Raw genomic sequence first — 24763 nt, forward strand, 5'->3', positions numbered from 1 at the left:
GTCAGGCGGCCGCAAGGGCGATGGTGGGTCTGCTCCTCGATGGCGACTCTGGACCGTGCTGCAGAAGCGGGGTGACGGGATCGTTCGGCCGGGGCGGGGTGGGGTTGAAGGTCGTCTGGTCACGGAAGATCGCCCAGATGACGTTCATACGGCGCCGGGCGAGAGCGATCAGAGCCTGCTTGTGCGACTTCCCCTCCTGGCGTTTCCGATCGTAGAACGAGCGCGAGACCGGGCAGTTCCTCGACGCGATGAACGCCGCCTGGAAGCAGGCGTTCAACAGCCGCCGGTCATAGCGACGTGGCCGGTGATGGTTGCCGGAGATCTTCCCGGAGTCCCGCGGCACGGGAGCGAGACCCGCGAAGCTGGCCAACCGGTCGGGCGTCTCGAACGCGGCGAGGTCAGTACCGGTCGCGGCAAGGAAATCCGCGGCGAGCCTGCGCCCGAACCCAGGAATCGACACCAGAAGATCCGCGGATCTGCTGTCCTGCAAAGCGGCTTCGATCTCCCCGTCGAGCTCGGCGACCTCGTCGCGGATGCGGAGGAGATCACGCGCGGACCGGCTCACCAGCCGAGCCGCTGCCCCCTCCCCCACGACGACCGATGTCTGCTCGCGCGCGGCTTCCACCGCCGTCTTCGCGACCGCCGCGGATTTCCAGCAGCCCTGTCCCTTCAACCACGCCGCCAGCCGGCTCTCCCCCATGCGCCGGATCGCACCGGGGGTCGCGTACCGGGTGAGCAGCACCAGAGGTCCCCTGGTCGTCGCGTAGTTGAATGCCCCCTCGAGCGACGGAAAGTAGTGGACCAGGATGGCGCGCAGGCGATTCACGGCGCGGGTGCGATCGTGCACCAGGTCTTCTCGTCGCGCCGAGAGCAGGCGCAGTTCCGCCGTGACCTCGTCGGCCTGGCGCATCAGCGTCACGTCTCGCCGGGTCCGCGCTTGGTCGGCGATGATGACCGCGTCCTTCGCGTCTGTTTTGGCTTCGCCGCGGTAGGCGCCCGAGGCGTGATGCACGACGCGGCCTGAGATGTAGAACAGCGGCTGCGCATGCGAGTGCAGGAGCGTCTGCAGCAGCCCTGTCCCGCCGTGGTTGAGGTCCGTTGCCCAGGCGACGTCGGTGCCGCCTGGCAGGGAGGCGACGTCTCCCATCAGGGTCAGGATCGCCGTTTCTCGGTTCTTGAACCGTTGGGAGAGCAGCTTGGTTCCGTTGGCGTCGATGACGACGCAGTGGTGTTCGGTCTTGCCGGCGTCGATACCGGCCCAGAGTTGGGGCACGCAGGGTCCTTCCGTTGAGGGTGCGGTGCGCCGTGAACGACCTTGCCGGCATGTCCTTACGGGGCGATCTGGTCGCGTTTCTCAATGAGCGGTCCTGCCGTTGCGGGGTCCCGGGCGGCTAATCACGGCGTGCCATCAGTCGGCTGAAGGCGGTCAGCCATACCCGGGACCCCTGGCGCGTTCCGGAGCCTACAACTGCCCCGGATCCACGGAAATAACGGTAAGGAAGGTGGTCGAGGAGAAGCGTCCTGATGGCGATTACACGATCTCCACCTATGAGGACGGATCCGTCAGTGTCGTCCGCATCGGAGGAGAAGGCGCCGACGTGAAGACGCGCGGCATCAGCGAGTGCTCCGTGAGCGGGTCCGCGCGGAACGGCTGCAAGATCGACACCTGGGTCGGACTGGTGAGCATGAGCTTCTACACCTCCTACAACCTGTCGAGCAACACGGTGACCGCCAACCCGTGGGGCCCGGCCTGGACGATCGGGGGAGCCTGTGGCTCGTCGCTCAACTACCTCGGCCGACCGCTCGCCAACCGCGCGCAGATGCTCATCAACGCGCAGATGTGCGGCGTCCCCTACAACACGACCTTCGAGTTGCGCCTGACGGTCTCCGGAGGAGCCGCGACGGTGAGCTGGAGCTGACGAGCAGAGCTCATCCGGCTCACTCCAACGCGCTGTGCGCCCGCCGCGTCCTCACGAAGCGGGCGCACAGTCGCGTCCCGAGAACAAGGCTGGTGCCACCCCCGACCAGCCACGCACCAGCCAGGACCGTCCACGTCGTCATACCGGAACTCGGCATCGCCGACAGCCAGTAGTACAGCCCGATCGCCCCGCCGACCACCACGGCAGCGACGACGGGGATCACCAGCGCCCTCCTCTTCTGCGAGACGGTCCAGGACGAGCAGAGGAGAATCGCGACGGCGCCGAGGAGCCAGCCGAATCCGGGAATCACCAGCCAGCCGAAGGCGAAGACCAGCGAGGCGACGACGGCGAACCAGGGGCGGTCGAAGATCGACCCGCCGCCCCCAGCGAGCGATCCGCCGGCGGCCTGCGCGATCCGAGAGGGACTTCCCAGTTCATCGATCCGCTCACGGGCGGCATCGTCGTCGAGGCCGTCCAGCTCTTCCGCGATCCCGCTCCAGATCTCACTCCGGAGGTCGGCGGGCACGCCGGACAATGCGATCCTCAGCTCCTCGAGGTAGCGCGCCGCCGCCGGCGATGTCGTCGTGCTCATGACGTTCCCCTTCCGATCGTCTCGTTCACCTGCCCGACGAAGGACGGCCACTCCGCCCTGAACCGCCCGAGCTCGACCTTCCCCACGTCGGTCAACGAGTAGTACTTCCGAGCCGGACCCTGCGCACTCGGGACGACGACTGCGGTGATCGAGCCTCGGTCCCGCAGCCGACCCAGGAGCGGGTACAGGGTGCCGATGCTCCCGATCACACCGACCTCCTGCAAGCGCGTGGACAGCTCCCACCCGTACATGGGAACGGTGTCGAGCAGCCCCAGGATGCAGAACTCGGCTACGCCCTTTCGAAGCTGTGCCCCGACTCCATCTATCATGCGTGACAGCATACAGGTATGCCCGGAGTGGCGCCATACGACCGCGACGTCGGCGCGGTCGAGCCGAGCCCCGTCTGACCTCGGCACCGAGAGCGCCGCGACACTCCCGCGCAGCCGGCGATCCATCCGGTCGCCCCGACGCGGTCAGTGGCGCAGAGGTTCCGCTCCCCGGCGACGTCCGCCGTGCCGATGGCCGGCAGGGGTGGAGCCGGATCGACGACCACGTCGCCTCCCTCCCCGCGGTCGACCGCGTCTTCCTGGTCGGCGCGGGCGGATCGCTGATGGGCGTCCAGGCCGCTCAGTACCTGCTCGACACGGCCGCGATCACGCCCGCCGCCTCCTACAACTCGGACGAGTTCTTCTTCCGCGCGCCCGCCTCGGTCGGCCCCGGCGCCCTCGTCGTCGTGCTCTCGGGCACCGGCGAGACCCCCGAGACCGTGCGGGCCGGCGAGTGGGCGCAGGAGCGCGGCGCCGCCGTGGTCGGAGTGACCCTCAAGCAGGAGGGACCGCTCGCGCTCGCCCTCGACACCGCCTTCGTCGCGCAGACCGGTCAGGGCACGCAGCTCGTGCTGCAGCTGCTCGCGCTCGCGGTCCTGCGCCGCGACGGGGTGGACGTGACGGATCGGCTCGAGGCGCTGCGCGCCCTGCCGTCCGCGATGGTCGCCACGGTCGCCGCCTTCGAGCCGAGGGCCGAGGAGCTGGCCGCCGCGATGAAGGACGTCCCCGTGACCTACCTCGTCACCTCCGGGTCGCTCATGGGCCCCGGTCAGACCTTCACCTCCTGCTACCTGCAGGAGATGCAGTGGATGCACGCCGCGACGATCAACGCGGACGAGTTCTTCCAGGGCCCCTTCGAGGTCTTCGACGGCGAGACGCAGAGCCTCGTCCTCCTCGCCGAGGACGCGACGCGGCCGATGGGCGAGCGCGCCCGGAGCTTCCTCGACCAGTACAGCGGGACGACCCACTACGTCGACTCCCGCGACCTCGAGCTGCCCGGCATCGCGGCGCCCCAGCGCGCCTTCGTCGCACCGCTCGTGTACTCGACGCTGGTCTCCCGGCTCGCCGCCCACTGGGCCGCGGCCCGGGGCTGCGCGCTGGAGGGACGCCGCTACATGTGGCAGTTCGCCTACTGAGCAGCACCGGGACCGGGAGACGGGGGCGACTGCGGTCGCCCCGCCTCCCGCCCTGCGCTCACCCCGCGACCGTCAGCGACACCTCGACCGCCACGTCCTCCGGCCCCTCCCCCAGCACCGTCTGCCGCACCTCGACCCCGTCGAGCCGCAGACCGCGGTCTCCGGCGGCGTCGAAGAGCGCGACGATCGCCGGATGCAGGGTCCCCTCGGGCAGTTCCTCCCCGTCGCGGGGGCGCCAGGTGGCGACCAGCTCGGTGCGCGCCGGGAGGATCGCGGCGAGATCGGCGAGGTCGCCCTCCGCCTCCGCCGACGTCGGCCAGCAGCAGACGAGCTCCGCCGAACCCGGCTCGCCCGCCCGGAGCGCCGTCCAGAAACGTCCCGTCGGCCCGAGCCCTGCCGCGTGCACTCGGGTGGCGAGCGCGCCGAAGATCTCGTTCGCCTCGTCGTCGCCCGGCCCGTCGGCCTCGTCCAGGGCGATCGTGAGGACCTGGCCGACGTACGGCTGCGCCGGCATCGTCCGCTCGGCGACCTCGACCGGCACGGCGAGCGCCCGCAGCGTCACCTCGGCGGCCCCGAACGCCCGGTCCTCCTGCTCCCGCTCCGCGAGCACGCGCTCCCTGTGCGCCTGCAGCGCCTCCGCCGCGGTGCCGGCTCGAGTCGCCGCTGCGACCTCGGGCAGCGGCACCCCCGCGCTCCGGAGGGCGCTGATCACGACTCCGGCCCGGACCTGGGCGTCGGCGTACCGGCGGTACGACGACCGCTCGTCGACCTCCGCCGGGACCAGCACGCCCTTCTCGTCGTAGTGCCGGAGCGCCTTCACGCTCAGACCCGTGATGCCTGCGTACTCCCCGATGCCCAACATGCCTCCAGCATCCCGTCTCCCCCGGCGGGAGGGTCAACGAGCGGGAGGGTCGATGGGCGGCAAGGTCGACCGACCGGCCGGTCGACCGGCGGGACGGGTCGACCAGCGGGACGGCCAGCAGCGGAGCCGGGCGGGAGGCGACGCGACCGGCGTCGGCGGACCCGACCCCGCATCACGCCACGCGCCGACGCCTCAGCCCGCCCGCCTCACCGCGCGCTCACCAGCCCTCGGGCCCCGCGCTCCCCGCCTCGTACTCGTCCAGTGGAGCGTCGCCCGCGGCCCAGGCGGAGAGCACCGGAGTGATGATGCGCCAGCACTGCTCGGCCACGTCGCCCGGGACCGAGAGCAGGGTGTCGCCCTGCAGGATCCCGGCGAGGACCTGCGCGTAGGGGTCGAGCGTGGCCGCGCCGGGCTGCGCCGTCAGGGTGGTGCGCTCGAGATCGGTCAGCTCGTCGGCGCTGTTCACGACCAGGTCGAGGCTGACGTCGCCGCCCTTGAGGCCGATCCGGAGGACCGTCCCGGCGTCGCCCTCGGCCGCCTGCAGGCCGCGCGGGGGCGTGGCGGCGCGGAAGTGGATCGCCACCTCCCGGCGAGGGTCGCCGATCGCCTTGCCGGAGCGGAGGACGAAGGGGACGCCCGCCCAGCGCGGGGTGTCGACCTGGAGCAGCAGCTGCGCGAGGGTCTCGGTGCCGGTCTCGGGGTCGACGTCGGGCTCGTCGACGTAGGAGGGGAAGAAGCGGCCGTCGACGCGGCCCTCGGTGTAGCGGGCGCGGCGGGCGGAGGAGGGGTCGTCGCGCCAGAGCCGCACGGCGCCGAGCACCTCGGCCATGCGCGCGTGGACCTCGTCGGGCGCGACCTCGTCGGGGCGCTCCATCGTGGTCAGCGCGAGCACCATCAGGAGGTGGCTCTGCAGCATGTCGCGCAGCGCACCGGTCTTCTCGTAGAAGGCCGCGCGGCCCTCGATGCCGAGCGTCTCGTCGTAGACGATCTCGACCTTCTCGATCCACTCGGCGCTCCAGCTCGCCTCGAGCAGGCTGTTGCCGAAGCGCAGGCCCAGCATCCCCAGCACGGTCGCGTTGCCGAGGAAGTGGTCGATGCGCCAGAGGCGGCTCTCGGGGAGGACCTTCGCGAACGCCGCGTTGAGGGCGATCGCGTCGTCGAGGTCCTCGCCGAACGGCTTCTCGATGGCGACGACCAGCTCCTCGGGCAGGTCGAGCTCGGCGAGCGAGGCCGCGACCTTGTGCCCCATCGCCGGCGGCAGGGCGACGTAGAGCACCGGAGTCGACGGGCAGGCGTCGAGGAGGGCCTTCAGCTGCTCCGGGTCGGAGGCGTCGGTGGCGACGAAGCGCGCGCGCGACGCGAGGGCCTCGACCGTGTGCGCGGCGACTCCGGCCGCCTCGAGGCTGCGGCGGACGAGGCCCTGCCACTCCTCGTCGGTCTGCGGGGTGCGCGCCGCCCCGATCAGCGTGAGCTCGAGGTCGCGCGCGAGCTCGGCCACCCGGCCCAGGCCCGGCAGCAGCAGCCGCTCGGTGAGGTCGCCGCCCGCTCCGAGGATCGCGATGCTCCGCTGCTCGCTCCCCAGCGCCGCGGCCTCGGGGATTCCGATCTGCTCCGTCATGGTGTCTCCCTCGTAGCCGTCGTGAGTCAGCGGCCACAGTACGCGCCGGGCCCTGGCGCGAGGCCGGGAGCCGGGAGGGGTTGAGGAAGCGGGCGCGGAGTGGCAGGGCTGCGCGGTCGGGAGCGAGAGAGCTGGACAACCTCCGCTGAGACGCGGCCTGCCGTGTCGGGGCAGGGACCCCCCTTCTCAGCCGACGTCGGGCCGCGACCCACGACGCCCGGCCCGCCGCAGCCGTCCCGCACAGCACGTCATCCCTCTCAGGTGCCGTCCGGCGGTACCCTGCCCGCATGCGCCTGCGCCAGGTCGTCCTCGACACGGAGGACGCCCGCGCCCTCTCCGCCTTCTACCTCGCCCTGCTCGGCGGCGAGTACCGCCCCGGCGACGAGCCGCCCGCGGACGGCTCGGACGACGAGGCGGAGTGGGTCGCGATCGTCACCGCCGACGGCGCGAAGCTCACGTTCCAGCGGGTGGCCGCCCTGCCGCGCGCGACCTGGCCGGAGGGGCCCGTCCCGCAGCAGCTGCACCTCGACTTCATGGTCGCGGACGCCGACGAGCTCGACCGGCAGAAGACCCGGGCGCTCGCCCTCGGCGCCGAGCTGATCGAGGACAGGAGCGACGACCCGGAGGAGGCGCTCCACGTCCTCGCCGATCCGGCCGGCCACCCGTTCTGCGTCTTCGTCGCGCCCGACTACCCGGCGGAGTAGGGGCGCGCGGCTTCAGCGAGTCGCACGCGTCGGATCACATGCCGGTGATCGTGACCGTCGTCGTCGCGGCGATCACCGCGGCTCCCGTGACGCTCGCGGCGGTTCCCGCGAGGACGGCGGCGGCCGCCGGCCCTGCCCAGTGCTGCGCCGCGAGCGACCGGATCGCCTGCCGGTCCGGGATGCCGGGCCTCGGCGAGAGCGCTCCGGCCGCGTCGAGCAGGCCGATGAGCGCCGCGTCCGACGGCTGGGGCGCCGTCCGAGCCGCGAGGACCTCGGCGACCCGGATCCGCAGCCGCTCGTCCTCCGCCGGCTCCACGGCGGCGACCCGCTCGAGGAGGGCGGCATGCAGCTCCCTCCGCGTGAGGCGGGCGATCCACCAGGAGGCGCTGCGCGGTGCTCGCTCCGCTTCGATCCACCCGAGGGCCCCGTCGAGCACGGCGTCCCCGAGCGCGGACCGCTCCGGCCCGAGGGCGACGACTCCGGCGTCCACCTCGACGCGCCGCTGGAGGGAGAGCTCCGCGAGGACGGAAGCGGCCAGGACGGTGTCGAGAGCGCCCGACGAAGCCGCGGGCCGCCCGTCGCTCCGCCGCAGCAGGAGGAGGAGAGCGACGGGGAGGGGCGGCTGCCCGGCTCCGGGGCGCGCAACGGCCGGCGGGGTGGTGGGAGAGGGCTGTTCCGTGGAGTTCCGTGTCGAGTCGTCCATCCCTCGAGCCTGGCGCCCGACCCGTCGAGACCGCATCCGCCGGGCGACGGGTCCTCCGTCGTCCGACCGATCGACCGGCCGGACCCGCCCGAGAGCCGAGGTCGCGCCCCGAAGCGGACCGCTCCTCCGCCACATCGGGCGTCAGACCACCCCCGCCGCCGTCCCCGACACGATCAGGTCGGCGCGGTCGCGAGTGGCCTCGATCAGCAGCGCGTTCCGCCCGTCGACCTCGGAGGCCCAGGCGGAGGCCGCCTCGGGGGCGCGGCCGAAGGAGACGTGGCGGTCGACCAGGCGCTCGAAGCGCTCGGTCTCGGGAGTCGCGCAGAACCAGGCCTCGTCGAACTCGGCGCGCAGCAGCGCCCACGGGCCCTCGTCGACGAGGAGGTAGTTGCCCTCCAGCACGACGAGCGAGGCGGAGGGGTGCACGGCCAGCGCGCCGGCCACTCCCTCGTCGACGGTGCGCTCGAAGGTGGGCGCGTAGACGACGTGGTCGGTCTCGGCGCGCAGCCTCCGCACCAGGGCGAGGAAGCCCCAGCCGTCGAACGTGTCGAGGGCACCCTTGCGGTCGTGGCGGCCGAGCTCGTCGAGCGTGGCGTTGGCGAGGTGGAAGCCGTCCATCGGCACGAAGGCGGCGGTCCCCTCCCCCGCGAGCTCGTTCGCGCGGGCGACCACGGCCCGGGCGAGCGTGGTCTTGCCGGCCCCGGGGCTGCCGGCGATCGCGACGATCGCGCGGCGGCCCGGCGAGGTCAGCGCGAGCGCGCGCCCGGCCAACTCGTCGAGGCCGGGCCGCACCGCGTCGGGCGCGACCTCGGTCTCAGGCCTCGCCACGGCTGCTCTCCAGCGCGTTCACCAGGAAGCCGTGGGCGTGGCGGGCGAGCGCGGGGCCGTCGTTCCAGAGGTTCCGCCACACGGCCAGGTCGTTCGAGAGGGTCGGCGAGACGACGGCCGACGAGAAGGACTCGAAGGTGATGGGTCCGCGGTAGTCGATCGCGGCGAGGGCGTGGAAGAACGTCGTGAAGTCGAGGTGGCCGCTGCCGAGGTAGCCGCGGTGGTTCTCGCCGATGTGGACATACCCGAGACGATCCCCGACCAGCAGCACCGGGCGGAAGAAGTCGTCCTCCTCGATGTTCATGTGGTACGTGTCCAGGTGGATCAGGACGTTGTCGGCGCCGATGTCGTCGGCGAGGCGCAGGGCGTCCGCGGCGGTGTTGATGACGTTGGTCTCGTAGCGGTTGCAGATCTCGAGGCCGAGAGTCATGCCCTTCGTCGCAGCCTCGGCGGCGAGGTCGGTCAGCACCGAGACGACGTTCGCGCGGCCCGCGGCCGAGAGGGGCGCGCTGTACTTGCCGAGCGCGCTGTAGAGGGCGCCGGTGAAGTGGGTGCCGCCGAGCGCGTGGGTGGTCTCGAGGGAGTCGGCGAGCAGCTTCGCGCCGCGGGCCACCACCTCCGGGTCGTCGCTGGAGACGTCGGCCGAGAAGGCGAGGCCGCGCGAGCAGACGATGCCGAGGTCGTTCGCCTCGAGGGCGGCGCGGGCGGAGGCGGTGTCGAGGTTCTGCACGTCGTGCAGCGAGAGCTCCAGCAGGTCGAATCCGGCCGCCTTGGTCTGCTCGATCGTCGCGGTCACTTCGTCGGGGGTGGTGCCGCCGGCGAAGACGAGGGCGTGCACTCCGAGAGGGTTCGTGGTCATGGTGGTGCTCCTTGGTTCGAGAGGTTCAGAGGCGGCGTCGGGCCGCGGGGTCGGTGTCGAGCAGGTCCGCGAGGAACGCGTGGCCGGAGGTCGCGAGGGCGACGGGGTCGTGCCAGAGCTCGCGCCAGAGGCCCATGCCCTCGGCCGAGGCCGGGGGCTGGACGGCGGGCGAGAAGCTCTCGAGGGTGAGCGGGCCGCGGTAGCCGGAGTCGGCGAGCGCCGCCGCGAGCCCGGTCCAGTCGGTGCTCCCGGTGCCCAGCTCTCCGCGGTGGTTCTCGGAGGCGTGGAGGTAGCCGAGCAGGTCGCCGGCGTCGCGGACGGCGCTCGCGAGGTCGACCTCCTCGAGGTGGGCGTGGAAGGTGTCGAGGTGCAGGAGCACGTTCGGCGCGTCGAGCTCGCGGAGGAACGCGGCGGTCTGGGCGGCCGTGTTCAGCAGGTTGCTCTCGTAGCGGTTCACGTACTCCGCTCCGACGACGACGCCGGCGGGAGCGGCGGCCGTGGCGACCCGCCGCAGCACGTCGAGCGAGCGCGAGCGGGCAGCCATGTCGGCCGCGTGCTCGTACTTGCGCATGGCGGAGTAGGTGACTCCGCCGACGTACCGCGCGCCGATCGCCTCGGCGAACCGCACCCCCGCCAGCAGCCGCTCCTCGCCGCGGCCGGCCGTGGCCTGGTCGGTGATGTCGGAGTCGGCGTCCAGCGCGAGCGAGACGACCGCGTCGATCCCGTGCTCGTCGAGCAGGTCGGCGGTCCACGCGGAGGCGTCGGGGTCGGCGGGAGCCGGGATCTCGATCAGGTCGAAGCCGATCGAGGCGGCGGCGCCGATCGCGAGGCGCCCCGACTCCGGCGTCCAGTCGCCGACGAGCAGGCCCGCGTGGACCCCGATCGGCGACGAGCGCTCCGTGCTCCCGCGGTGCAGGAACTCGGGGTGCATCAGGCGGCCTTCGCGCCCGTGATCAGCGAGACGAGCTCGTCGCCGCTGGTCTCGGCGGTGCGGCGGCCGGCGACGGCGAGGCCCGCGCGCATCACCCACACCTGGTCGCTCAGGCACATCACCTGGTCGAAGTTGTGGCTGATCAGCAGCACGGCCACTCCGGCGTCGCGCAGCTTGAGGATGATCTTCTCGACGCGCGCCGTCTCCTGGACGCCGAGCGCCGCGGTCGGCTCGTCCATGATCACGATCTTGCTGCCCCAGCCCGCGGCCCGGGCGATCGCGACCGCCTGGCGCTGGCCGCCCGAGAGGCGGCGGACCTTGCTGGTGACCGGCGGGACGTTCACGGCGAGGTCGCCGAGCAGCTCCTGGGCAGTCTTCTTCATCTGCGTGCGGTCGAGGAACCGCACCCCGGGCACGCCCTTGGTGAGCTCGCGGCCGAGGAAGAAGTTCTGCCACACGGTCAGGTCCTCGACCAGGGCGAGGGTCTGGTGCACCGTCTCGATGCCGCCGTCCCGCGCGCCGAGCGGAGTGGTGAAGTGCACCACGTCGCCGTCGAGGGTGATGGTGCCGGAGTCGGCGGGGTGCACCCCGGAGAGGCAGCGGACGAGGGTGGACTTGCCCGCGCCGTTGTCGCCGATCAGGGCGGTGATCTCGCCGCGGCGCATCGACATCGACGCTCCCTTGAGAGCGTGGACGCCGCCGAAGGACTTCTTGATGTCCCGCGCTTCGAGCAGGATGTCGCTGGTCATGGCTGGGCTCACTTCTTCTGGTAGCGGGTGATGAGGGCGGCGAGCACGACCACCAGGCCGACGGCGAGGGGCTGGTAGAACTGCGAGACGCCGAGCAGGGTCAGGCCGTTGGTCAGCGCGGTCAGGAGGAACGCTCCGATGATCGGGCCGACGATCTTGGCCTTGCCGCCGGTGAGGCTCACTCCGCCGAGCACGACGGCCGCGATGGAGTTGAGCAGGTACTGCGTGTTGATGGCCGGCTCCGCGGCGCCGACGCGGGCGACGAGGAGGAGCGAGCCGACTCCGGCGAGGACGGCGGCGATGATGTACACCGCGATGCGCACGCGTCCGGCCTTGATGCCGTTGGCGACCGCGCTCTCCTCGTTGCCGCCGACCGCCTGCACGTGCAGGCCGAAGCGGGTGCGGAACATGACGACCCAGGCGAGGACTCCGATGACCGCGGCCAGGATGATCGGGTAGCCGATGATCCCGATCGAGCCGGTGGTGAGGCGGAGCAGCTCGGGGCTGCCGACCGTGATCGGCTTGCCGTCGGAGACGATCAGCGCGAGACCGGTCGCCACCGAGAGCGTGCCCAGTGTCGCGATGAAGTCGGTGACCTTGCCCTTCGCGATCAGGAAGCCGTTGATCACTCCGATCAGCCCCGCGAAGAGCAGGGCCGCGAGCGCCGAGAGCCAGAAGCCCCAGCCGGCGCTCCAGCCGATGCCGAAGCCGACCGCTCCGACGGTCATCGTCGCCGAGATCGAGAGGTCGATGCCGCCGGTGGTGATGACGAAGGACTGGCCGATCGAGAGGATGACCAGGATCGCGGCGGCGACGAGCATCGCCTTGATGTTGCCGAGGCTGAGGAACGTCGGCGTCGCGATCGAGAACACGATCACCAGGGCGACGAGCCCGATCGGTGCGGCGTTCTCGGCCCAGAAGCTGAGCTGACGGAGGTTCGCCAGCAGCGGGGAGGCGCTGGCCGGGGGTCGGGCGGTGACTGAGGTCATGGTCGCTTCCTGGGTTGCCATGGGCGGGAGGTCCTACTTGCCGGGGACGAGCGCGGCGAGCGGGTTGTCGAACTCCTCGAACGGCTGGGGGAAGGCGCCGAGGGCCTGCTCCGCGGTCTCGGAGGTCACGAGCGCGGTGGGCGACTCGATCTCGGCGGGGATCTCCTCGCCGGCGCCGACGGCCTCGCACGCCTGCACGCCGAGCTGGCCGATCGCGAAGGGGTACTGGGCGACGGTGGCGGTGAGCCCGCCGTCCTTCACGGACTGCAGCGCGTCCTCGTTGCCGTCGACGCTGACCACCTGGACGGAGCCGGTGAGGCCCGCGTTCTCGACGGCCTTGACGATGCCGAGGCCCATGTCGTCGTTCGCGGCGAAGAACGCCTTCACGTCGGGGTTCGCGGCGAGGATGTCGGTCGCCTTGGTCAGCGCGACCTCGCGCTTCCAGTCGGCCGCGGCCTCCTGGACGACGGTGAGGTCGGAGCCGATCGCGGCGGTGAAGCCGTCGACGCGGGCGGCGCTGGTGACGTCTCCCGAGACTCCGCCGATGACGGCGACCTCGGAGCCGGCGGGCAGCTGCTGCAGGAGGAAGTCGCCGGCCTTGCCGCCCGCGGCCTCGTTGTCGGTGCCGATGTAGGTGGTGACGTCGAGGTTCGCGGCCTCGACCGCGTCGGGGTCGAGCGGGCTGTCGATGTTGACGATCGTCTTGCCGGTGGCGGAGGCGAGGGCCTGCACCAGGTTCGTGCCGCTGATCGGGTTGACGATCAGGCAGCCGAAGTCCTGGCCGGCGACCGTGGTGAGCTTGTCCGCCTGTCCGGTGGTGTCGCCGATGTCGGCGGCGGCCTGCACCGAGACGTCCACGGAGTCGTCCTTCGCGGTGTCCTCGATGCCGTTCTCCATCGCCTGGAAGAAGGGGTTGTCGAGGCCCTTGATGACCGCGGCGACCTTGGTCGATCCGGAGCCGCCGGCGGCCGTGTCGCCACCCGAGGCGCAGCCGGTGAGGAGGAGTGCGAGGGCGCCGACCGGTGCGAGAACCGGGAGGAGGCGGCGTGCTGTGCGGTTCATCGTCATCCTTGAGGATCAGTGGCACCACTGCGTGCCGGTGTGTGAAAACTACCGGCGCTTTCGCGTTACCGCAACACGAAAGTCGGGGAACTTCAGGTTTCCCGTCGGCAGGCATGTACGCTGACCGTGACAAGAGGGGGAGCGATGACGGGGTACTCCACCGGCGAGGCCGGTTCGCACGTGGCCGACGTCCTCGCGCTGTTCCGCGAGCAGGGCGAGGTCTCGCGCAACGCGGTGATGGAGCAGACGGGGCTCTCCCGCTCCACCGTCAACCAGCGCCTCGCGACCCTCGTGGATCTCGGCCTGATCGCCCCCACCACCGGCGGCGAGTCGACCGGCGGGCGCCCCTCGAGCATGTTCGCGATGAACCTCGTCGGCACGGTGTTCCTCACCGCCGACATCGGGGCGAGCGGGTTCGTCGCCGCCGCCTGCGACCTGCGCGGCACCCCCCTCCGGCACGAGAGCGGCGTCGTCGACGTCTGGGAGGGACCGGACGCCGTGCTCTCGCTGGTGATCGCCGCGTTCGAGCGGCTGCAGCAGGGCGACGCGGTCGCCGGCATCGGCGTCGGAGTCCCGGGGCCGGTCGAGTTCGCCGCCGGGCGCGTGCGCAACCCGCCGATCATGACCGGCTGGGACGACTTCGACATCGCCGGCTACTTCGCCGAGCCGCACGAGGGCGTGCAGGTCGTCATCGAGAACGACGCGAACGCCCGCGCCCTCGCCGAGTCGCGCCACCACGGCTCCGACAACCTGATCAGCCTGAAGCTCGGCACCGGCATCGGCTCGGGCCTCGTCTTCAACGGAGCGACGATCCGCGGAGCCGTCGGCGCGGCCGGCGACATCGGCCACACCCGCGCGGTCACGGGCACGGTCGACGCGGATCCGCTGCCCTGCCGCTGCGGCAACGCCGGCTGCGTGGAGGCGTACGCGAGCGGCTGGGCCCTCGTCCGCGACCTCTCGGCCGACGACCCCTCGATCAAGCACGTCGCCGACGTCACGGCCCGCGTGCTCCGCGGCGACATGCGCGCCACCCAGGCGGTGCGCCAGGCCGGCCGCGTCCTCGGCGAGGCGGTCGCCGACCTCGTCAACATCCTCAACCCGCGGACCATCGTGATCTCGGGCCAGCTCGGCGACTGCGGGGAGGTGCTGATGTCGGGCCTGCGCGAGCGCGTCTACCTGCGCACCCACCCGCTCGCCACGCGGCACCTGACCATCCACACATCGGACCTGGGCGAGCTGGCCGGCGTGATCGGCCTCGCCCTGACGACAGCCGACCAGGTCTTCAGCCGCGAGCGCTTCGACCGCGAGGCGAGCGCCGAGAGCCCCCGCGCGGCGGCCGCCGCGAGCTGAGCGGGAGCGCCCGGCAGCGGCGGGACCGGCGTGAGCGACCCCCTCCGCCCCGCGCACTGTTACGCCCGGCGACGAAGGATTACGCCGGGCGACGCGGGCCGGGACGGGCGGGCCCGCGGTGCTCCATCATCGTGTCCGGGACGACGCGGAGAGGCCGCGGCCGCCCGACCCGTCCGAAGGAACGCGATGATCCGGCTCGAGCAGCTCAGCAAGTCGTACGGTCCGGCGACCGTGCTCGACCGCCTCGACTTCTCGGTCGCGACCGGCGAGATCTTCGCCGTCGTCGGCCCGAGCGGTGCGGGCAAGAGCACGCTCGCCGCCTGCGTGAACCTCCTGGAACGGCCCACCTCGGGCACGGTCGTCGTCAACGGGGAGGCGCTCTCGCAGCTCTCGGAGGAGCGGCTGCGCGTCGCCCGCCGCCGCATCGGCACCGTCTTCCAGTCCGACGGACTCTTCAGCCGCCGCACGGCCGAGCAGAACGTGGCCCTTCCGCTGGAGTACCTCGGCGTCACCGCCGCCGAGACGAAGCGCCGCGTCGCGGAGCTGCTCGAGCGCGTCGGCCTCTCGGACCGCGCGCGCTACTACCCGCACCAGCTCTCCGGCGGTCAGCGCCAGCGCGTCGGCATCGCCCGCGCGCTCGCCCTCCGCCCCTCGGTGCTGCTCTCGGACGAGGCCACCTCGGGCCTCGACCCCGCCTCGACCACCGCGATCACCACGCTCCTGAAGGAGCTGCGCGACGACCTGGGCCTCTCGATCCTCTTCATCACCCACGAGATGGAGACGGTGCGCCAGGTGGCCGACTCCGTCGCCCGCCTCGACCACGGCCGCATCGTGGAGTCGGGACGTCTCGTCGACCTGCTGCGCGACCCCGCGTCCCCGCTCGGCCTCGCCCTCAACCCGGTGCGCCCCGCCGTCGCGCCCGGCCCGGGCCTGGGCGAATGGGTGGTGGGCTACTCCCGCTCCGGAGTGCCGACCGACTGGGTCACCCGGCTCGCGGAGGCGGTCGGCCCCGTCTCGCTGCTCGGCGCGGCGATCGAGACGGTGGACGGGCAGGCGGTCGGCCACGCGACGATCGGGCTCGGCCCGGTCGACGAGGCGCGGCTCACCCGTGCGGCGGCCGAGCTCGGCCTGTCGGTCCGGCCCGCCGGCGTGCGCGTCCTCGCCGAGGAGGTGGCGGCGTGATCCTCCACCTCGACAACAAGGTCCCGCTCGAGCAGATCCCCGCGCTGGTGCTGCCGGCGCTCGGCGAGACGCTGATCATGGTCGGCATCGTCATGGCGATCGTGGTGCTGGTCGGCGTGCCGCTGGGCGCTCTCGTGCACAACCTCGCTCCGGGCGGGCTGGCCGAGAACCGGGCCGCCCACCAGGTGCTCAGCGCCGTCATCAGCGTCGGCCGCTCGCTGCCGTTCCTCATCCTGATGGCGTCGATCATGCCGTTCACGCGCCTGATCACCGGCACCAACATCGGGATCGCGGCCGCCGTCGTGCCGATGTCGATCGCGGGGATCGCCTTCTTCACCCGGATCGTCGAGAACGCGCTGCGCAGCGTGCCGCTCTCGCTCACCCGCGTCGCCCGCGCCTCCGGAGCGTCGCGGCTGCAGGTGGTGCGGACCGCCCAGCTGAGCGAGGCGGTGCCGCAGATCATCGGCGGCCTGACGATCAACACGATCGCGATGATCGAGTACTCGGCGATCGCCGGCACGATCGGCGCCGGCGGCATCGGCTACGTCGCGGTGACCTACGGCTACCAGCGCTTCGACACCACCGTCATGCTCGCCACCATCGTGATCCTGGTCGCCACCGTCGCGACCGTGCAGCTCACCGGCGACGCCCTCGTCCGCGCGACCACGCCCGGCGCCTCCCGCTCGCGGCGAGCGCCCCGGGTCGCGGCCGCCGTCTAGAACCACTCCTCCTCCTGCGCCCTCGGGCGTCCCTCGCGCGCGCCCGCGCGCTCCCTCTTCGAAAGGCATCGCCATGTCCACTCCCGACGACCTCGGATTCGATCTCAAGAAGAAGCGCCGCTGGCCCTGGATCGCCGGAGCGGCCGTCGTCGTCGTCGGCGTCGCCTCCGCGATCGCCGTCCCGCTCCTCTCCCCCGCCGTCTCGGCCAACGAGCAGGAGGGCGCGACGCTCTACGTCGCGACCGCCGAGGGCAACGCCTCCGAGCAGGCCCTGGTCGACTTCGTCGCGAAGGAGGTGGCGCCGCGCTACGGCATCACCGTCGCCTTCAAGGGGCTCTCGGACAGCAACACCATCAACCGCGCGGTGAGCGAGGGCGAGGTCGCGGCCACGGTCTACCAGCACAAGCTCTGGCTGGGACAGGTGCTCGAGGCCAACCCCGACTTCGAGGAGGAGGCGGCCACCCCCGTCTTCCGCTGGGGCTTCGGGCTCTGGAGCGACAAGTACTCCGACGTCTCCCAGATCCCCGACGGCGGCACGGTCTCGCTCTACTCCGACCCCGCCAACGAGGCGCAGGGCCTCTGGCTGCTGCAGAACGCCGGCCTGATCACGCTGAAGCCGGGCACGGAGCCGGGCACCGCGACCCAGGACGACATCGCCGAGAACCCGAAGAACCTGCAGTTCACGCTGCTCGACTTCGCCGCCCAGTCGCGCGCGCTGCCGGACCTCGACGCGGCCGTCGGCTACACCGAGTACTACCTCGCCGCCGGCATCCCGATCGAGCAGCAGATCTTCGCCCCGCAGGCCCCCGACGACTTCGCCGGGCAGCTCACCATCGGCTCGAAGTACCGCGACACCGAGAACGTGAAGAAGCTCGTCCAGGCCTTCCAGGACCCGGCCGTGCAGGAGTTCCTCGCCACGGACGAGACGGTGAAGGGGATCCTGCTGCCGATCGACGGCTGAGCAGGGCCGGAGCGACGGGGTCGCCTGAGGAGTCGCGCGCGGCTTCTCGGGCGACTCGGCGTCTGCGGACGTAGCGTGGGCTCATGAACACGTTCACTCTCCACAACGGTGTCGAGATCCCCGCCCTCGGACTCGGCGTCTTCCAGTCTCCGCCCGACGAGACCCGCGCCGCCGTCGCCGCCGCGCTCGACGCGGGGTACCGGCACATCGACACGGCGGCGGCCTACGGCAACGAGCGCGAGGTGGGCGAGGCGATCGCCGGCCGCGACGACGTCTTCCTCGAGACGAAGGTGTGGATCAGCGACTACGGCTACGACGAGACGCTGCACGCCTTCGACAAGAGCGCGGGCAAGCTCGGCGTCGAGCGGATCGACCTGCTGATCCTGCACCAGGCCCTGCCCGAGGCCTTCGACCGCACCCTCGACGCCTATCGGGCGCTCGAGCGGCTGCTCGCCGACGGGAGGGTGCGGGCGATCGGCGTGAGCAACTTCATGGTCGAGCACCTCACCCGCCTGCTCGCCGAGACCGACGTCGTCCCCGCGGTGAACCAGCTCGAGGTGCACCCGTACTTCCAGCAGCGGCGGGTCGAGCGCTTCGGCTGCGAGAACGACATCCTCACCCAGGCCTGGTCACCGATCGGCGGCATCACCGCCTACCGCGACTCCCCGCGCCGCAGCTTCGACGACCCGGTGCTCCTCGAGCTCGGCGCCAAGTACGGGAAGACGGCCGCGCAGGTGATGCTCCGCTGGCACCTGCAGGAGGGCCGCCAGGTCATCCCGAAGTCGACCCGCCCCGAGCGCATCGCCGAGAACATCGACGTGTTCGACTTCGCGCTCTCCGGCTCGGAGCTCGCAAGGATCGACGCCCTCGAGGCCGGCGTGCGCGGCGGACCGGAGCCCGAGGCCGTGACGCTGGAGGCGTACGGCCGCGACATCCCCGAGGCGTGAGGAAGGCGCCCGCGACGGGAACACCGGAGCCGTCGCGGGCGTTGCCCTCACCATGAGCGTTCCCCTCTCCATCCTCGACCTCGCCCCCATCGCCCCCGGTGAGACCGCTCGCGACAGCTTCGCCGCCTCCGTCGCCCTGGCCCAGGAGGCCGAGCGGAACGGCTACCGCCGCGTCTGGTACGCCGAGCACCACAACATGGCGAGCATCGCCTCCAGCGCGACCTCGGTGCTCATCGCGCACGTCGCCTCGCAGACCTCCACGATCCGCCTCGGCTCCGGCGGCGTCATGCTGCCGAACCACTCCCCGCTCACCATCGCCGAGCAGTTCGGCACCCTCGAGACGCTGCACCCGGGACGGATCGACCTCGGACTCGGCCGCGCCCCCGGCAGCGACCAGGCGACCTTCCGCGCGCTCCGCCGCGACCCCGACTCCTCCGAGCGCTTCCCGCAGGACGTGCTGGAGCTGCAGGCCTTTCTCGCCGGCGAGTCCCGCATCCCCGGAGTGAGCGCGACGCCCGGTGCCGGCACCCGCGTCCCCCTCTACATCCTCGGCTCCTCGCTCTTCGGCGCGCAGCTGGCCGCCGCGCTGGGCCTGCCGTACGCGTTCGCCTCGCACTTCGCTCCGGACGCGCTCCACCAGGCCGTCGCGGAGTACCGGCGCGGCTTCCGCCCCTCCGAGCCGCTCGACGCCCCCTACGTGATCGCCGGGATGAACGCCATCGCCGCCGACACCGAGGAGGACGCGCAGGAGCAGTTCGCGCAGATGAAGCGCGCCCGCCTGATGATGCTGCTGCGCCAGAGCGGGCAGATCCCCGTCGGCCAGACCTTCGACGACGAGGAGCTCGACGCCCTGCTCAGCGCGCCGATCGGCGCCCACGTCGCGAGCATGACCACCTACACCGGTGTCGGCACCGGCGACCAGGTGGCCGACTACGCCGCCGACTTCGCCCGCTCCGCCGACGCCGACGAGGTCATCGTCGCTCACGCGTCGCTGCAGACGGAGGCGCGCCTGCGCTCGGTCGCGCTCCTCGCGCAGTCGAACGCGCGCGTCGCCGCCTGACGGGCGGCCGAGTCCGTCGACGCCGCCGCACGGGCCCCGTGCGCGACCGGGGCCGCGCATCGGCGGGCGTGCGGCGCGCATCGGCGGACTCCTGTGAAAGTGAGCCTCTAACGGGGGCCACCTCACAGGGAGTAACCCCGGGAGGAGCGCGTCCGCGGTGCCAGGCTGAGCCCTGTGTCGACGATGACGGGCAAGCGGCGTGAGCCCGGGGACGGCCCTGCGCGGTCAGCGGCCCTGCTGCTGCGGGTCTGCGCGGGCGACCGGACCGCCTTCCGGCAGCTCTACTCGCTCACCGCGGGCCGGGTCTTCTCCGTCGCGGACGCCGTGCTCGACGACCGCGCCGCAGCCGAGGAGGTCGCGCAGGAGGTCTACCTCGAGCTCTGGCGCACCGCGCGCTCGCTCGACCCGGGCCGTCCCGTGCTCGCCTTCCTGGCCCAGGTCGCGCACCGCCGTGCCGTGGACCGCGCCCGGGCGGACCGGTCGGCGCGGCGCCGGGAGCTGCAGTACACGGTCCTCGACCGGCCCCGCGATCACGAGTGGGAGCGCTCGGACGTCCGGCTGGCCCTGGCGCCCGCGGCCGGCGCGATCCGGCAGCTCGCCGCCATCCACCACGACGTCCTCTACCTCGCCTACGTCCGCGGGTACAGCCACTCCGAGATCGCGGAGGAGCTGTCGATCCCGCTCGGCACCGTCAAGACCCGGCTGCGCGACACCCTCATCCGCCTGCACACGCACCTGCAGTCCGCCGGCCCGGCGGATCCGGACGGCGGACCGGGACGGCGCATCCGGCACTGACCGGTGGCGCGAACGCCTCTGCGCCACCGGGGTCGCACGCTTCAGGACCGTGTCCGGCCCGCTCAGCCCGCCTGCGTCGCGCCCGAGACCGCGAGCCCGACGATCACCGTCAGTACCGTCGTCCACAGTGCGATCGCGACGCCCTGCCAGAGCAGGATCCGCCCGCGGCCGACTCCGGCGCCCGCCAGCATCACCGCGGTGAAGTGCGTCGGGAGCAGCAGCGGCCCCAGCAGGCTCACGCCCGGGACGCCGTAGCGGGTGAAGGCCCGCTGGAACTTCTCGCGCCGCGGAGTCGTCCGCTTCGCCTCCGAGCGGCCCGTGATCGCCGAGCGGACGCCGGTGCCCAGCAGCACGAGCAGCGCCACGCAGACGAAGTTGCCGATCGCCCCGGCGAGCCCGGCGACGACCGGGTGGATGCCGCCGATGATCCCGATGCTCGCCGCTCCCTCGCCCTCGATGAAGGGGACGGCCCCGGCCGCGGCGACGACGAGGGGCTGCACGAGCTCGGGAACGCGGCCGATCAGGTCCTGGAATCCGAGGATCGCGTCGCTGATGATCGTCATGGTCGTGCCTTCCGGTACGTGGCCCCGGCTCTCGGGACTCCTCCATCCGACCGTGTCCGCGCCCGCTGCGGCAGTGCCGCCGGGTCACCGCGTCCCGGGAGGATCGACGGCCCGAGGGGTGACAAGTGTCATGGTCGTAGCCTGGGCCGCATGGTGAACTCGACCGAGGCGGATCCGCCCGTGCGCGCGGGCCGCGGCGTCGCCGTGACCTGGTGGTACACGCTCGCGTCGGCCGCCTCCTTCGTGGTGGTCGTCCTGGCCGTCTGGTCCGTGGCGGTGCTGAGCGCCGAGGCCGAGGAGTGGCGGAAGGGCGCCTACTTCCTGGGTGCGGCCGCCTGGGTCGCGGTGTTCTCGCCGACCGCGCTCGCGTACCGGCGCGCCGACCGCGAGGGCCCGGTGCGTCTCCGGGCTGCGCCGACCCTGGTCTTCTGCCTCGGAGTGGCGGCCGCCGCGCTCACCGGCACGGCCGCCGGGAGCCTCGCGCTCGGGCTCTCGCTCGCCGCGACCCTGGTCGCCGTGCTGCCCTGGCAGAGCGGCGTGCGGCTCCGGGTGATGGTGCTCTGCACGATCGTCCTCGCGGTCGCGGCGGTGCTCGAGCAGACGCGCGCGGCGCCGGACGCGTCGGCCGCGCTCTCGACCCTCCTGCTGTTCGCGACGCTGCTGCCCCTGACGGTCGTCAGCGCGCTGTGGTGGTGGGACATCGTCCGCGAGCTCGACCGGGCGCGCGCCGCCGAGGGCCGTCTCGCCGCCGCGCAGGAGCGCCTGCTGCTCGCCGGCGACGTGCACGACCTCCAGGGCCACCACCTCCAGGTGATCGCGCTGCAGCTCGAGCTCGCCGAGCGCCTCCTCGGCAGCGACCCGGAGGCCGCTCTCGAGCAGCTGCGCGCCGCACAGCGCTCGGTCGACGGCGCCCGCACCGGCACCCGCGAGCTCGCCACGCGCTTCCGCAGCGTCCCGCTCGTCGACGAGCTGGCCAACGCCGCCGACCTGCTCCGCTCGGCCGGGCTCCGCGTCGAGCTCGAGGTCGACCCGGCGGCGTCCCACGCGCCGGCGGAGACGCTCGGGCCGGTGGTCCGCGAGACGACGACGAACATCCTCAAGCACGGCGGCGGCTCCAGCGCGCGGCTGCGGCTCGCGCGGGAGCAGGACGAGTGGCGGTTCGAGGCGGTGAACGACCTGGCACCGGACGCGGAGGAGGCGGACGGGACCGGCTCGGGCGTCCTCGGCATGGCGGAGCGGGTCGAGCGCGCGGGCGGGACGCTGCGCGCCGGGGCGGTCCGCCGCTCCTTCGAGCTGGACGCGCGCCTGCCGGTGGGGAGCGACTCGTGATCCGGGTGCTGATCGCCGACGACGAGGACATGATCCGCACGGCGCTGGCCGCGCTCCTCCGCCTCGAGGAGGACCTCGAGATCGTGGGCGAGTGCCGCGACGGCGAGCAGGCGGTCGCGGAGGCGCTGCGCCTGCAGCCCGACGTGTGCCTGTTCGACGTCGAGATGCCCGGGCTCGACGGGATCGAGGCGGCGGAGCGGCTGCGCCGGGTCTCGGCGACGCGGGTCGTGGTCGTCACCCGGCACGCGCGGCCGGGGGTCCTGCGGCGAGCGCTCGGAGCGGGCGTCAGCGGCTTCCTGCCGAAGTCGCGCCGGGTCGAGGACGTCGCCGAGGTGATCCGCCAGGTCGCGAGCGGACGCCGCTACGTCGATCCGGAGATCGCCGCCGACGCCCTGGCGAGCACGCGCAGCCCGCTGACCGACCGCGAGCTCGACGTGCTCAGCGCCGGCTCCCGCGGCGAGACGATCGGCGAGATCGGCGCGGCGCTGCACCTCTCCTCCGGCACCGTCCGCAACCACGTCTCGTCGATCCTGCGCAAGCTCGACGTCGACACCCGCCAGCGCGCGGTGATCGAGGCCCGCGAGCGCGGCTGGATCTGAGCGGAGGCGCCGCAACGGCAGCCACTACGCAGGAGTCGTCGCACTCGAGCGCGAGTGCGACGACTTCTGCGTTCTCGCGAGCGGTGCCCGTCAGGCCGTCGGCGTCCAGATCCGCATCGTCGACGGCCCGCGGTTCGCCCAGCGGTGGTACGGCCGGAACTCCGCCTCGAAGCGGCGCCCCTCCTCCACCGGCACGGAACCGTAGGGCCAGCCGGGAGCCGCCTCCCGCGCCACGAGGGACACGCGCGCTCCCTCCGCCGTCACGACGGGCGGCACCGACGCGTCGACCGCGATGTGCTCGGTGTCCAGGCCCTCGGGCAGGTCGAGCGACTCGATCGCCAGCACGAACGGCCCGCGCTCGAGGGCGACCTGGCCGCGCACCGCGTCGATCCGGGGGTGCGGGGCGACGAAGCGGGCCGACATCGGCAGCGAGAGACGCACGGTGTCGCCGGCGGAGAACGCCCGGCGGACGGTGACGGTCGGCGTCGAGACCGGCTCGCCGTCGAGCAGCGCCGAGCCCCGCGCGAACGGCGGCACCCGCAGCGTCAACGCGAACTCCGCGTCCTCGAGGATCCGCACGACGATCTCGCCGTCGGCCGGGTACTCCGTCTCGACGCGCAGCGCGACGCCTCCGGTGCGCACCTCGTACGCGCCGTACTGGTGGAGCTGCACCCCGTCGTCGGTGGCGGTCGCGAAGCCGAGCTCGACGCTCGCGAGGGTGCGGGCGGTGTTGGTCGGGCAGCACGAGACCCAGAACCACGGCGCGCGGAGGCTGGACTGCGCGCGGTCGGTCTCGCGCGACTCGTCCGGCGCCACTCCGTCGACGCGCTGCTGCAGCGTGTTCGTGTAGAAGAAGGCGCGGCCGTCGTCGCGGGTGGCGGGGAGCACCGCGTTCAGCAGCGTCCGCTCCATCAGGTCCGCGTAGCGGTGCTCGTTCGAGCCGAGCAGGAGCCGCCAGCTGAGCATCGTGGAGCCGATCGCCGCGCAGGTCTCGGCATAGGCGCGGTCCGGCGGCAGCTCGTAGTCGGCGCCGAACGCCTCGTCCTGGTGGTGCGAGCCCATCCCGCCCGTGACGTAGGTGCGCCGCTCGACGGTCGCCTCCCACTGGCGGCGGACCGCCTCCTCCAGCTCGGCGTCGCCGGTCTCGACCGCGACATCGAGAGCCCCGGAGGCGAGGTAGAGGGCCCGCACCGCGTGGCCGCGCAGCACCTCCGCGTCGCGCACGGGCACGTCGTCCTGGAAGTACTCGGCGCCGAACGCGATCGGCTTCAGCGTCCCCGTCCCGCGCCGCTCCACGAAGAGGCGGGCCAGCTCGAGGTAGCGCTCCTCCCCCGTCGCCCGCGCCAGCTCGGCGAGCGCCGGCTCGATCTCGGGGTGGCCGCACACGGCGACCCTCCCCTCGGGCCCGAACTCGCGGTGCACGTGGTCGGCCAGCCGTCGGGCGACCTGCGGCAGGAGGTCGTCGTGCCCGGTGCGGAGCCGCGCTACTCCGGCCTGGATCAGGTGCCCGAAGCTGTACAGCTCGTGGCCCCACTCCAGGTCGGAGTAGCGCGCACGCTGGCCGGGCCGGCCGAAGCTCGTGTGCAGGTAGCCGTCCGGGTGCTGGGCGGAGGCGACCCGCGAGACGAGGTCGTCGTACCGCTCCTGCAGCCCGGCGTCGTCGCTCCGGCCGAGCTCCCAGGCCATGGCCTCGAGGAGCTTGTAGACCTCGGAGTCCACGAACTCGATGCCCGCGTGCGCGTCGCCGCTCTCGGCTGACGAGATCGAGCCGTCGGCAGCGCGGTCGAAGTTGCCGGCCCAGCCGACGCGCTCGATCCATGAGCGGCAGTGCTCGATGACGGCGGAGGAGTTGAGGTCCTGGTAGTGCTTCCAGAAGCCGCCGGTGAGGCGGATCTCGTCCTGGCGCAGCGGCCGGAGCACGCTCCGCGAGGGGGCGACCGGGCCGCCGAGGGCGGTGGCGGTGGGGGCGGTGAGGGTCAC

Annotated in this window: 26 protein-coding genes; 12 read left to right on the forward strand and 14 right to left on the reverse strand. The window is 72.7% G+C overall.

The window, feature by feature from the left end; all coding sequences use genetic code 11:
- Position 1 precedes the first annotated feature (1 nt).
- Complete coding sequence (locus C5B93_RS04775) at positions 2 to 1273, reverse strand: IS110 family transposase (RefSeq protein WP_235577278.1); 1272 nt, start codon at positions 1271 to 1273, stop codon at positions 2 to 4.
- Between the two features lie 325 nt (positions 1274 to 1598).
- On the opposite strand from C5B93_RS04775, the gene C5B93_RS04780 reads away from it, so the two are divergent.
- The gene (locus C5B93_RS04780; RefSeq protein WP_104266540.1) at positions 1599 to 1919 is read left to right on the forward strand and encodes a hypothetical protein; all 321 of its coding nucleotides are present in this window, start codon (positions 1599 to 1601) and stop codon (positions 1917 to 1919) included.
- A gap of 19 nt (positions 1920 to 1938) precedes the next feature.
- Here C5B93_RS04780 and C5B93_RS04785 read toward each other — a convergent pair whose 3' ends face one another.
- Positions 1939 to 2511: a hypothetical protein gene (locus C5B93_RS04785; protein WP_104266541.1), complete on the reverse strand. Its 573-nt coding sequence runs from the start codon at positions 2509 to 2511 to the stop codon at positions 1939 to 1941.
- Positions 2508 to 2840 carry a PadR family transcriptional regulator gene (locus C5B93_RS04790; protein ID WP_104250299.1) on the reverse strand — a complete coding sequence of 111 codons (333 nt, stop codon included), beginning with the start codon at positions 2838 to 2840 and terminating at the stop codon, positions 2508 to 2510. Before C5B93_RS04790 ends, C5B93_RS04785 begins: the two co-directional genes overlap by 4 nt.
- A 2-nt stretch (positions 2841 to 2842) precedes the next feature.
- Between C5B93_RS04790 and C5B93_RS04795 the strand changes: the two genes are divergently transcribed.
- The gene (locus C5B93_RS04795; RefSeq protein ID WP_258068135.1) at positions 2843 to 3973 is read left to right on the forward strand and encodes an SIS domain-containing protein; all 1131 of its coding nucleotides are present in this window, start codon (positions 2843 to 2845) and stop codon (positions 3971 to 3973) included.
- 58 nt (positions 3974 to 4031) lie between these two features.
- On the opposite strand, the gene C5B93_RS04800 is transcribed toward C5B93_RS04795, so the two are convergent.
- Positions 4032 to 4835: a MerR family transcriptional regulator gene (locus C5B93_RS04800; RefSeq protein ID WP_104291929.1), complete on the reverse strand. Its 804-nt coding sequence runs from the start codon at positions 4833 to 4835 to the stop codon at positions 4032 to 4034.
- Positions 4836 to 5052: 217 nt separating this feature from the next.
- Positions 5053 to 6453 (reverse strand): glucose-6-phosphate dehydrogenase, encoded by a 1401-nt coding sequence (locus tag C5B93_RS04805; RefSeq protein ID WP_104291930.1) that lies wholly within the window; start codon positions 6451 to 6453, stop codon positions 5053 to 5055.
- A gap of 287 nt (positions 6454 to 6740) precedes the next feature.
- Here C5B93_RS04805 and C5B93_RS04810 point away from each other — a divergent pair, with 287 nt between their 5' ends.
- Complete coding sequence (locus tag C5B93_RS04810; RefSeq protein ID WP_104262559.1) at positions 6741 to 7157, forward strand: VOC family protein; 417 nt, start codon at positions 6741 to 6743, stop codon at positions 7155 to 7157.
- Positions 7158 to 7191: 34 nt separating this feature from the next.
- On the opposite strand, the gene C5B93_RS04815 is transcribed toward C5B93_RS04810, so the two are convergent.
- From C5B93_RS04815 to C5B93_RS04845, 7 genes are all read right to left on the reverse strand, one after another.
- A complete protein-coding gene (locus tag C5B93_RS04815; protein WP_181068328.1) occupies positions 7192 to 7860 on the reverse strand; it encodes a GPP34 family phosphoprotein in 669 nt (222 codons plus the stop codon).
- Positions 7861 to 8001: 141 nt separating this feature from the next.
- Entirely contained in the window at positions 8002 to 8688 is a 687-nt protein-coding gene (locus C5B93_RS04820) for a nucleoside/nucleotide kinase family protein (RefSeq protein ID WP_208543338.1), read from the reverse strand.
- Positions 8675 to 9547: a sugar phosphate isomerase/epimerase gene (locus C5B93_RS04825; protein ID WP_104222717.1), complete on the reverse strand. Its 873-nt coding sequence runs from the start codon at positions 9545 to 9547 to the stop codon at positions 8675 to 8677. The genes C5B93_RS04820 and C5B93_RS04825 overlap by 14 nt, the downstream gene beginning before the upstream one ends.
- A gap of 25 nt (positions 9548 to 9572) precedes the next feature.
- Positions 9573 to 10478 carry a sugar phosphate isomerase/epimerase gene (locus C5B93_RS04830; RefSeq protein ID WP_104257779.1) on the reverse strand — a complete coding sequence of 302 codons (906 nt, stop codon included), beginning with the start codon at positions 10476 to 10478 and terminating at the stop codon, positions 9573 to 9575.
- Positions 10478 to 11227, reverse strand: coding sequence for an ATP-binding cassette domain-containing protein (locus C5B93_RS04835; protein WP_104291932.1), 750 nt, complete (start codon positions 11225 to 11227; stop codon positions 10478 to 10480). Before C5B93_RS04835 ends, C5B93_RS04830 begins: the two co-directional genes overlap by 1 nt.
- Before the next feature lie 8 nt (positions 11228 to 11235).
- Entirely contained in the window at positions 11236 to 12216 is a 981-nt protein-coding gene (locus C5B93_RS04840) for an ABC transporter permease (RefSeq protein ID WP_104237738.1), read from the reverse strand.
- Positions 12217 to 12249: 33 nt separating this feature from the next.
- Positions 12250 to 13278 carry a substrate-binding domain-containing protein gene (locus C5B93_RS04845; protein ID WP_104257780.1) on the reverse strand — a complete coding sequence of 343 codons (1029 nt, stop codon included), beginning with the start codon at positions 13276 to 13278 and terminating at the stop codon, positions 12250 to 12252.
- 144 nt (positions 13279 to 13422) lie between these two features.
- Here C5B93_RS04845 and C5B93_RS04850 point away from each other — a divergent pair, with 144 nt between their 5' ends.
- From C5B93_RS04850 to C5B93_RS04880, 7 genes are all read left to right on the forward strand, one after another.
- Positions 13423 to 14628 (forward strand): ROK family transcriptional regulator, encoded by a 1206-nt coding sequence (locus C5B93_RS04850; protein ID WP_104291933.1) that lies wholly within the window; start codon positions 13423 to 13425, stop codon positions 14626 to 14628.
- Positions 14629 to 14814: 186 nt separating this feature from the next.
- Positions 14815 to 15810: a methionine ABC transporter ATP-binding protein gene (locus C5B93_RS04855; RefSeq protein WP_104257782.1), complete on the forward strand. Its 996-nt coding sequence runs from the start codon at positions 14815 to 14817 to the stop codon at positions 15808 to 15810.
- Entirely contained in the window at positions 15807 to 16529 is a 723-nt protein-coding gene (locus C5B93_RS04860) for a methionine ABC transporter permease (RefSeq protein WP_104222708.1), read from the forward strand. Before C5B93_RS04855 ends, C5B93_RS04860 begins: the two co-directional genes overlap by 4 nt.
- Positions 16530 to 16602: 73 nt before the next feature.
- Complete coding sequence (locus tag C5B93_RS04865) at positions 16603 to 17490, forward strand: MetQ/NlpA family ABC transporter substrate-binding protein (RefSeq protein WP_104257783.1); 888 nt, start codon at positions 16603 to 16605, stop codon at positions 17488 to 17490.
- Between the two features lie 83 nt (positions 17491 to 17573).
- Positions 17574 to 18437: an aldo/keto reductase gene (locus C5B93_RS04870; RefSeq protein WP_104257784.1), complete on the forward strand. Its 864-nt coding sequence runs from the start codon at positions 17574 to 17576 to the stop codon at positions 18435 to 18437.
- A gap of 52 nt (positions 18438 to 18489) precedes the next feature.
- Positions 18490 to 19497, forward strand: coding sequence for an LLM class flavin-dependent oxidoreductase (locus C5B93_RS04875; protein WP_104291934.1), 1008 nt, complete (start codon positions 18490 to 18492; stop codon positions 19495 to 19497).
- Between the two features lie 183 nt (positions 19498 to 19680).
- Positions 19681 to 20292, forward strand: a complete 612-nt coding sequence (locus C5B93_RS04880; protein WP_258067511.1) for a sigma-70 family RNA polymerase sigma factor — start codon at positions 19681 to 19683, stop codon at positions 20290 to 20292.
- A gap of 62 nt (positions 20293 to 20354) precedes the next feature.
- Here C5B93_RS04880 and C5B93_RS04885 read toward each other — a convergent pair whose 3' ends face one another.
- Positions 20355 to 20855 (reverse strand): small multidrug efflux protein, encoded by a 501-nt coding sequence (locus tag C5B93_RS04885; RefSeq protein WP_104225805.1) that lies wholly within the window; start codon positions 20853 to 20855, stop codon positions 20355 to 20357.
- A 150-nt stretch (positions 20856 to 21005) separates the two neighbouring features.
- Here C5B93_RS04885 and C5B93_RS04890 point away from each other — a divergent pair, with 150 nt between their 5' ends.
- Both C5B93_RS04890 and C5B93_RS04895 read left to right on the forward strand, forming a co-directional pair.
- Complete coding sequence (locus C5B93_RS04890; RefSeq protein WP_104291935.1) at positions 21006 to 22184, forward strand: sensor histidine kinase; 1179 nt, start codon at positions 21006 to 21008, stop codon at positions 22182 to 22184.
- Positions 22181 to 22783, forward strand: a complete 603-nt coding sequence (locus C5B93_RS04895; RefSeq protein WP_104222701.1) for a response regulator transcription factor — start codon at positions 22181 to 22183, stop codon at positions 22781 to 22783. Before C5B93_RS04890 ends, C5B93_RS04895 begins: the two co-directional genes overlap by 4 nt.
- 90 nt (positions 22784 to 22873) lie before the next feature.
- On the opposite strand, the gene C5B93_RS04900 is transcribed toward C5B93_RS04895, so the two are convergent.
- Complete coding sequence (locus tag C5B93_RS04900) at positions 22874 to 24763, reverse strand: glycoside hydrolase family 127 protein (protein WP_104291936.1); 1890 nt, start codon at positions 24761 to 24763, stop codon at positions 22874 to 22876.

Origin of the sequence: Rathayibacter sp. AY1A2 (genome assembly GCF_002930935.1) — a bacterium.
Taxonomy (GTDB): Bacteria; Actinomycetota; Actinomycetes; order Actinomycetales; family Microbacteriaceae; genus Rathayibacter.

Coding starts and splice junctions, on each gene's coding strand:
- C5B93_RS04810 (WP_104262559.1), top strand. CDS start 6,741: ATGCGCCTGCGCCAGGTCGTCCTCGACACGGAGGACGCCCGCGCCCTC.
- C5B93_RS04790 (WP_104250299.1), bottom strand. CDS start 2,840: ATGATAGATGGAGTCGGGGCACAGCTTCGAAAGGGCGTAGCCGAGTTC.
- C5B93_RS04870 (WP_104257784.1), top strand. CDS start 17,574: ATGAACACGTTCACTCTCCACAACGGTGTCGAGATCCCCGCCCTCGGA.
- C5B93_RS04865 (WP_104257783.1), top strand. CDS start 16,603: ATGTCCACTCCCGACGACCTCGGATTCGATCTCAAGAAGAAGCGCCGC.
- C5B93_RS04800 (WP_104291929.1), bottom strand. CDS start 4,835: ATGTTGGGCATCGGGGAGTACGCAGGCATCACGGGTCTGAGCGTGAAG.
- C5B93_RS04785 (WP_104266541.1), bottom strand. CDS start 2,511: ATGAGCACGACGACATCGCCGGCGGCGGCGCGCTACCTCGAGGAGCTG.
- C5B93_RS04825 (WP_104222717.1), bottom strand. CDS start 9,547: ATGACCACGAACCCTCTCGGAGTGCACGCCCTCGTCTTCGCCGGCGGC.
- C5B93_RS04855 (WP_104257782.1), top strand. CDS start 14,815: ATGATCCGGCTCGAGCAGCTCAGCAAGTCGTACGGTCCGGCGACCGTG.
- C5B93_RS04875 (WP_104291934.1), top strand. CDS start 18,490: ATGAGCGTTCCCCTCTCCATCCTCGACCTCGCCCCCATCGCCCCCGGT.
- C5B93_RS04880 (WP_258067511.1), top strand. CDS start 19,681: ATGACGGGCAAGCGGCGTGAGCCCGGGGACGGCCCTGCGCGGTCAGCG.
- C5B93_RS04830 (WP_104257779.1), bottom strand. CDS start 10,478: ATGCACCCCGAGTTCCTGCACCGCGGGAGCACGGAGCGCTCGTCGCCG.
- C5B93_RS04850 (WP_104291933.1), top strand. CDS start 13,423: ATGACGGGGTACTCCACCGGCGAGGCCGGTTCGCACGTGGCCGACGTC.
- C5B93_RS04805 (WP_104291930.1), bottom strand. CDS start 6,453: ATGACGGAGCAGATCGGAATCCCCGAGGCCGCGGCGCTGGGGAGCGAG.
- C5B93_RS04845 (WP_104257780.1), bottom strand. CDS start 13,278: ATGAACCGCACAGCACGCCGCCTCCTCCCGGTTCTCGCACCGGTCGGC.
- C5B93_RS04840 (WP_104237738.1), bottom strand. CDS start 12,216: ATGACCTCAGTCACCGCCCGACCCCCGGCCAGCGCCTCCCCGCTGCTG.
- C5B93_RS04835 (WP_104291932.1), bottom strand. CDS start 11,227: ATGACCAGCGACATCCTGCTCGAAGCGCGGGACATCAAGAAGTCCTTC.
- C5B93_RS04885 (WP_104225805.1), bottom strand. CDS start 20,855: ATGACGATCATCAGCGACGCGATCCTCGGATTCCAGGACCTGATCGGC.
- C5B93_RS04890 (WP_104291935.1), top strand. CDS start 21,006: ATGGTGAACTCGACCGAGGCGGATCCGCCCGTGCGCGCGGGCCGCGGC.
- C5B93_RS04815 (WP_181068328.1), bottom strand. CDS start 7,860: ATGGACGACTCGACACGGAACTCCACGGAACAGCCCTCTCCCACCACC.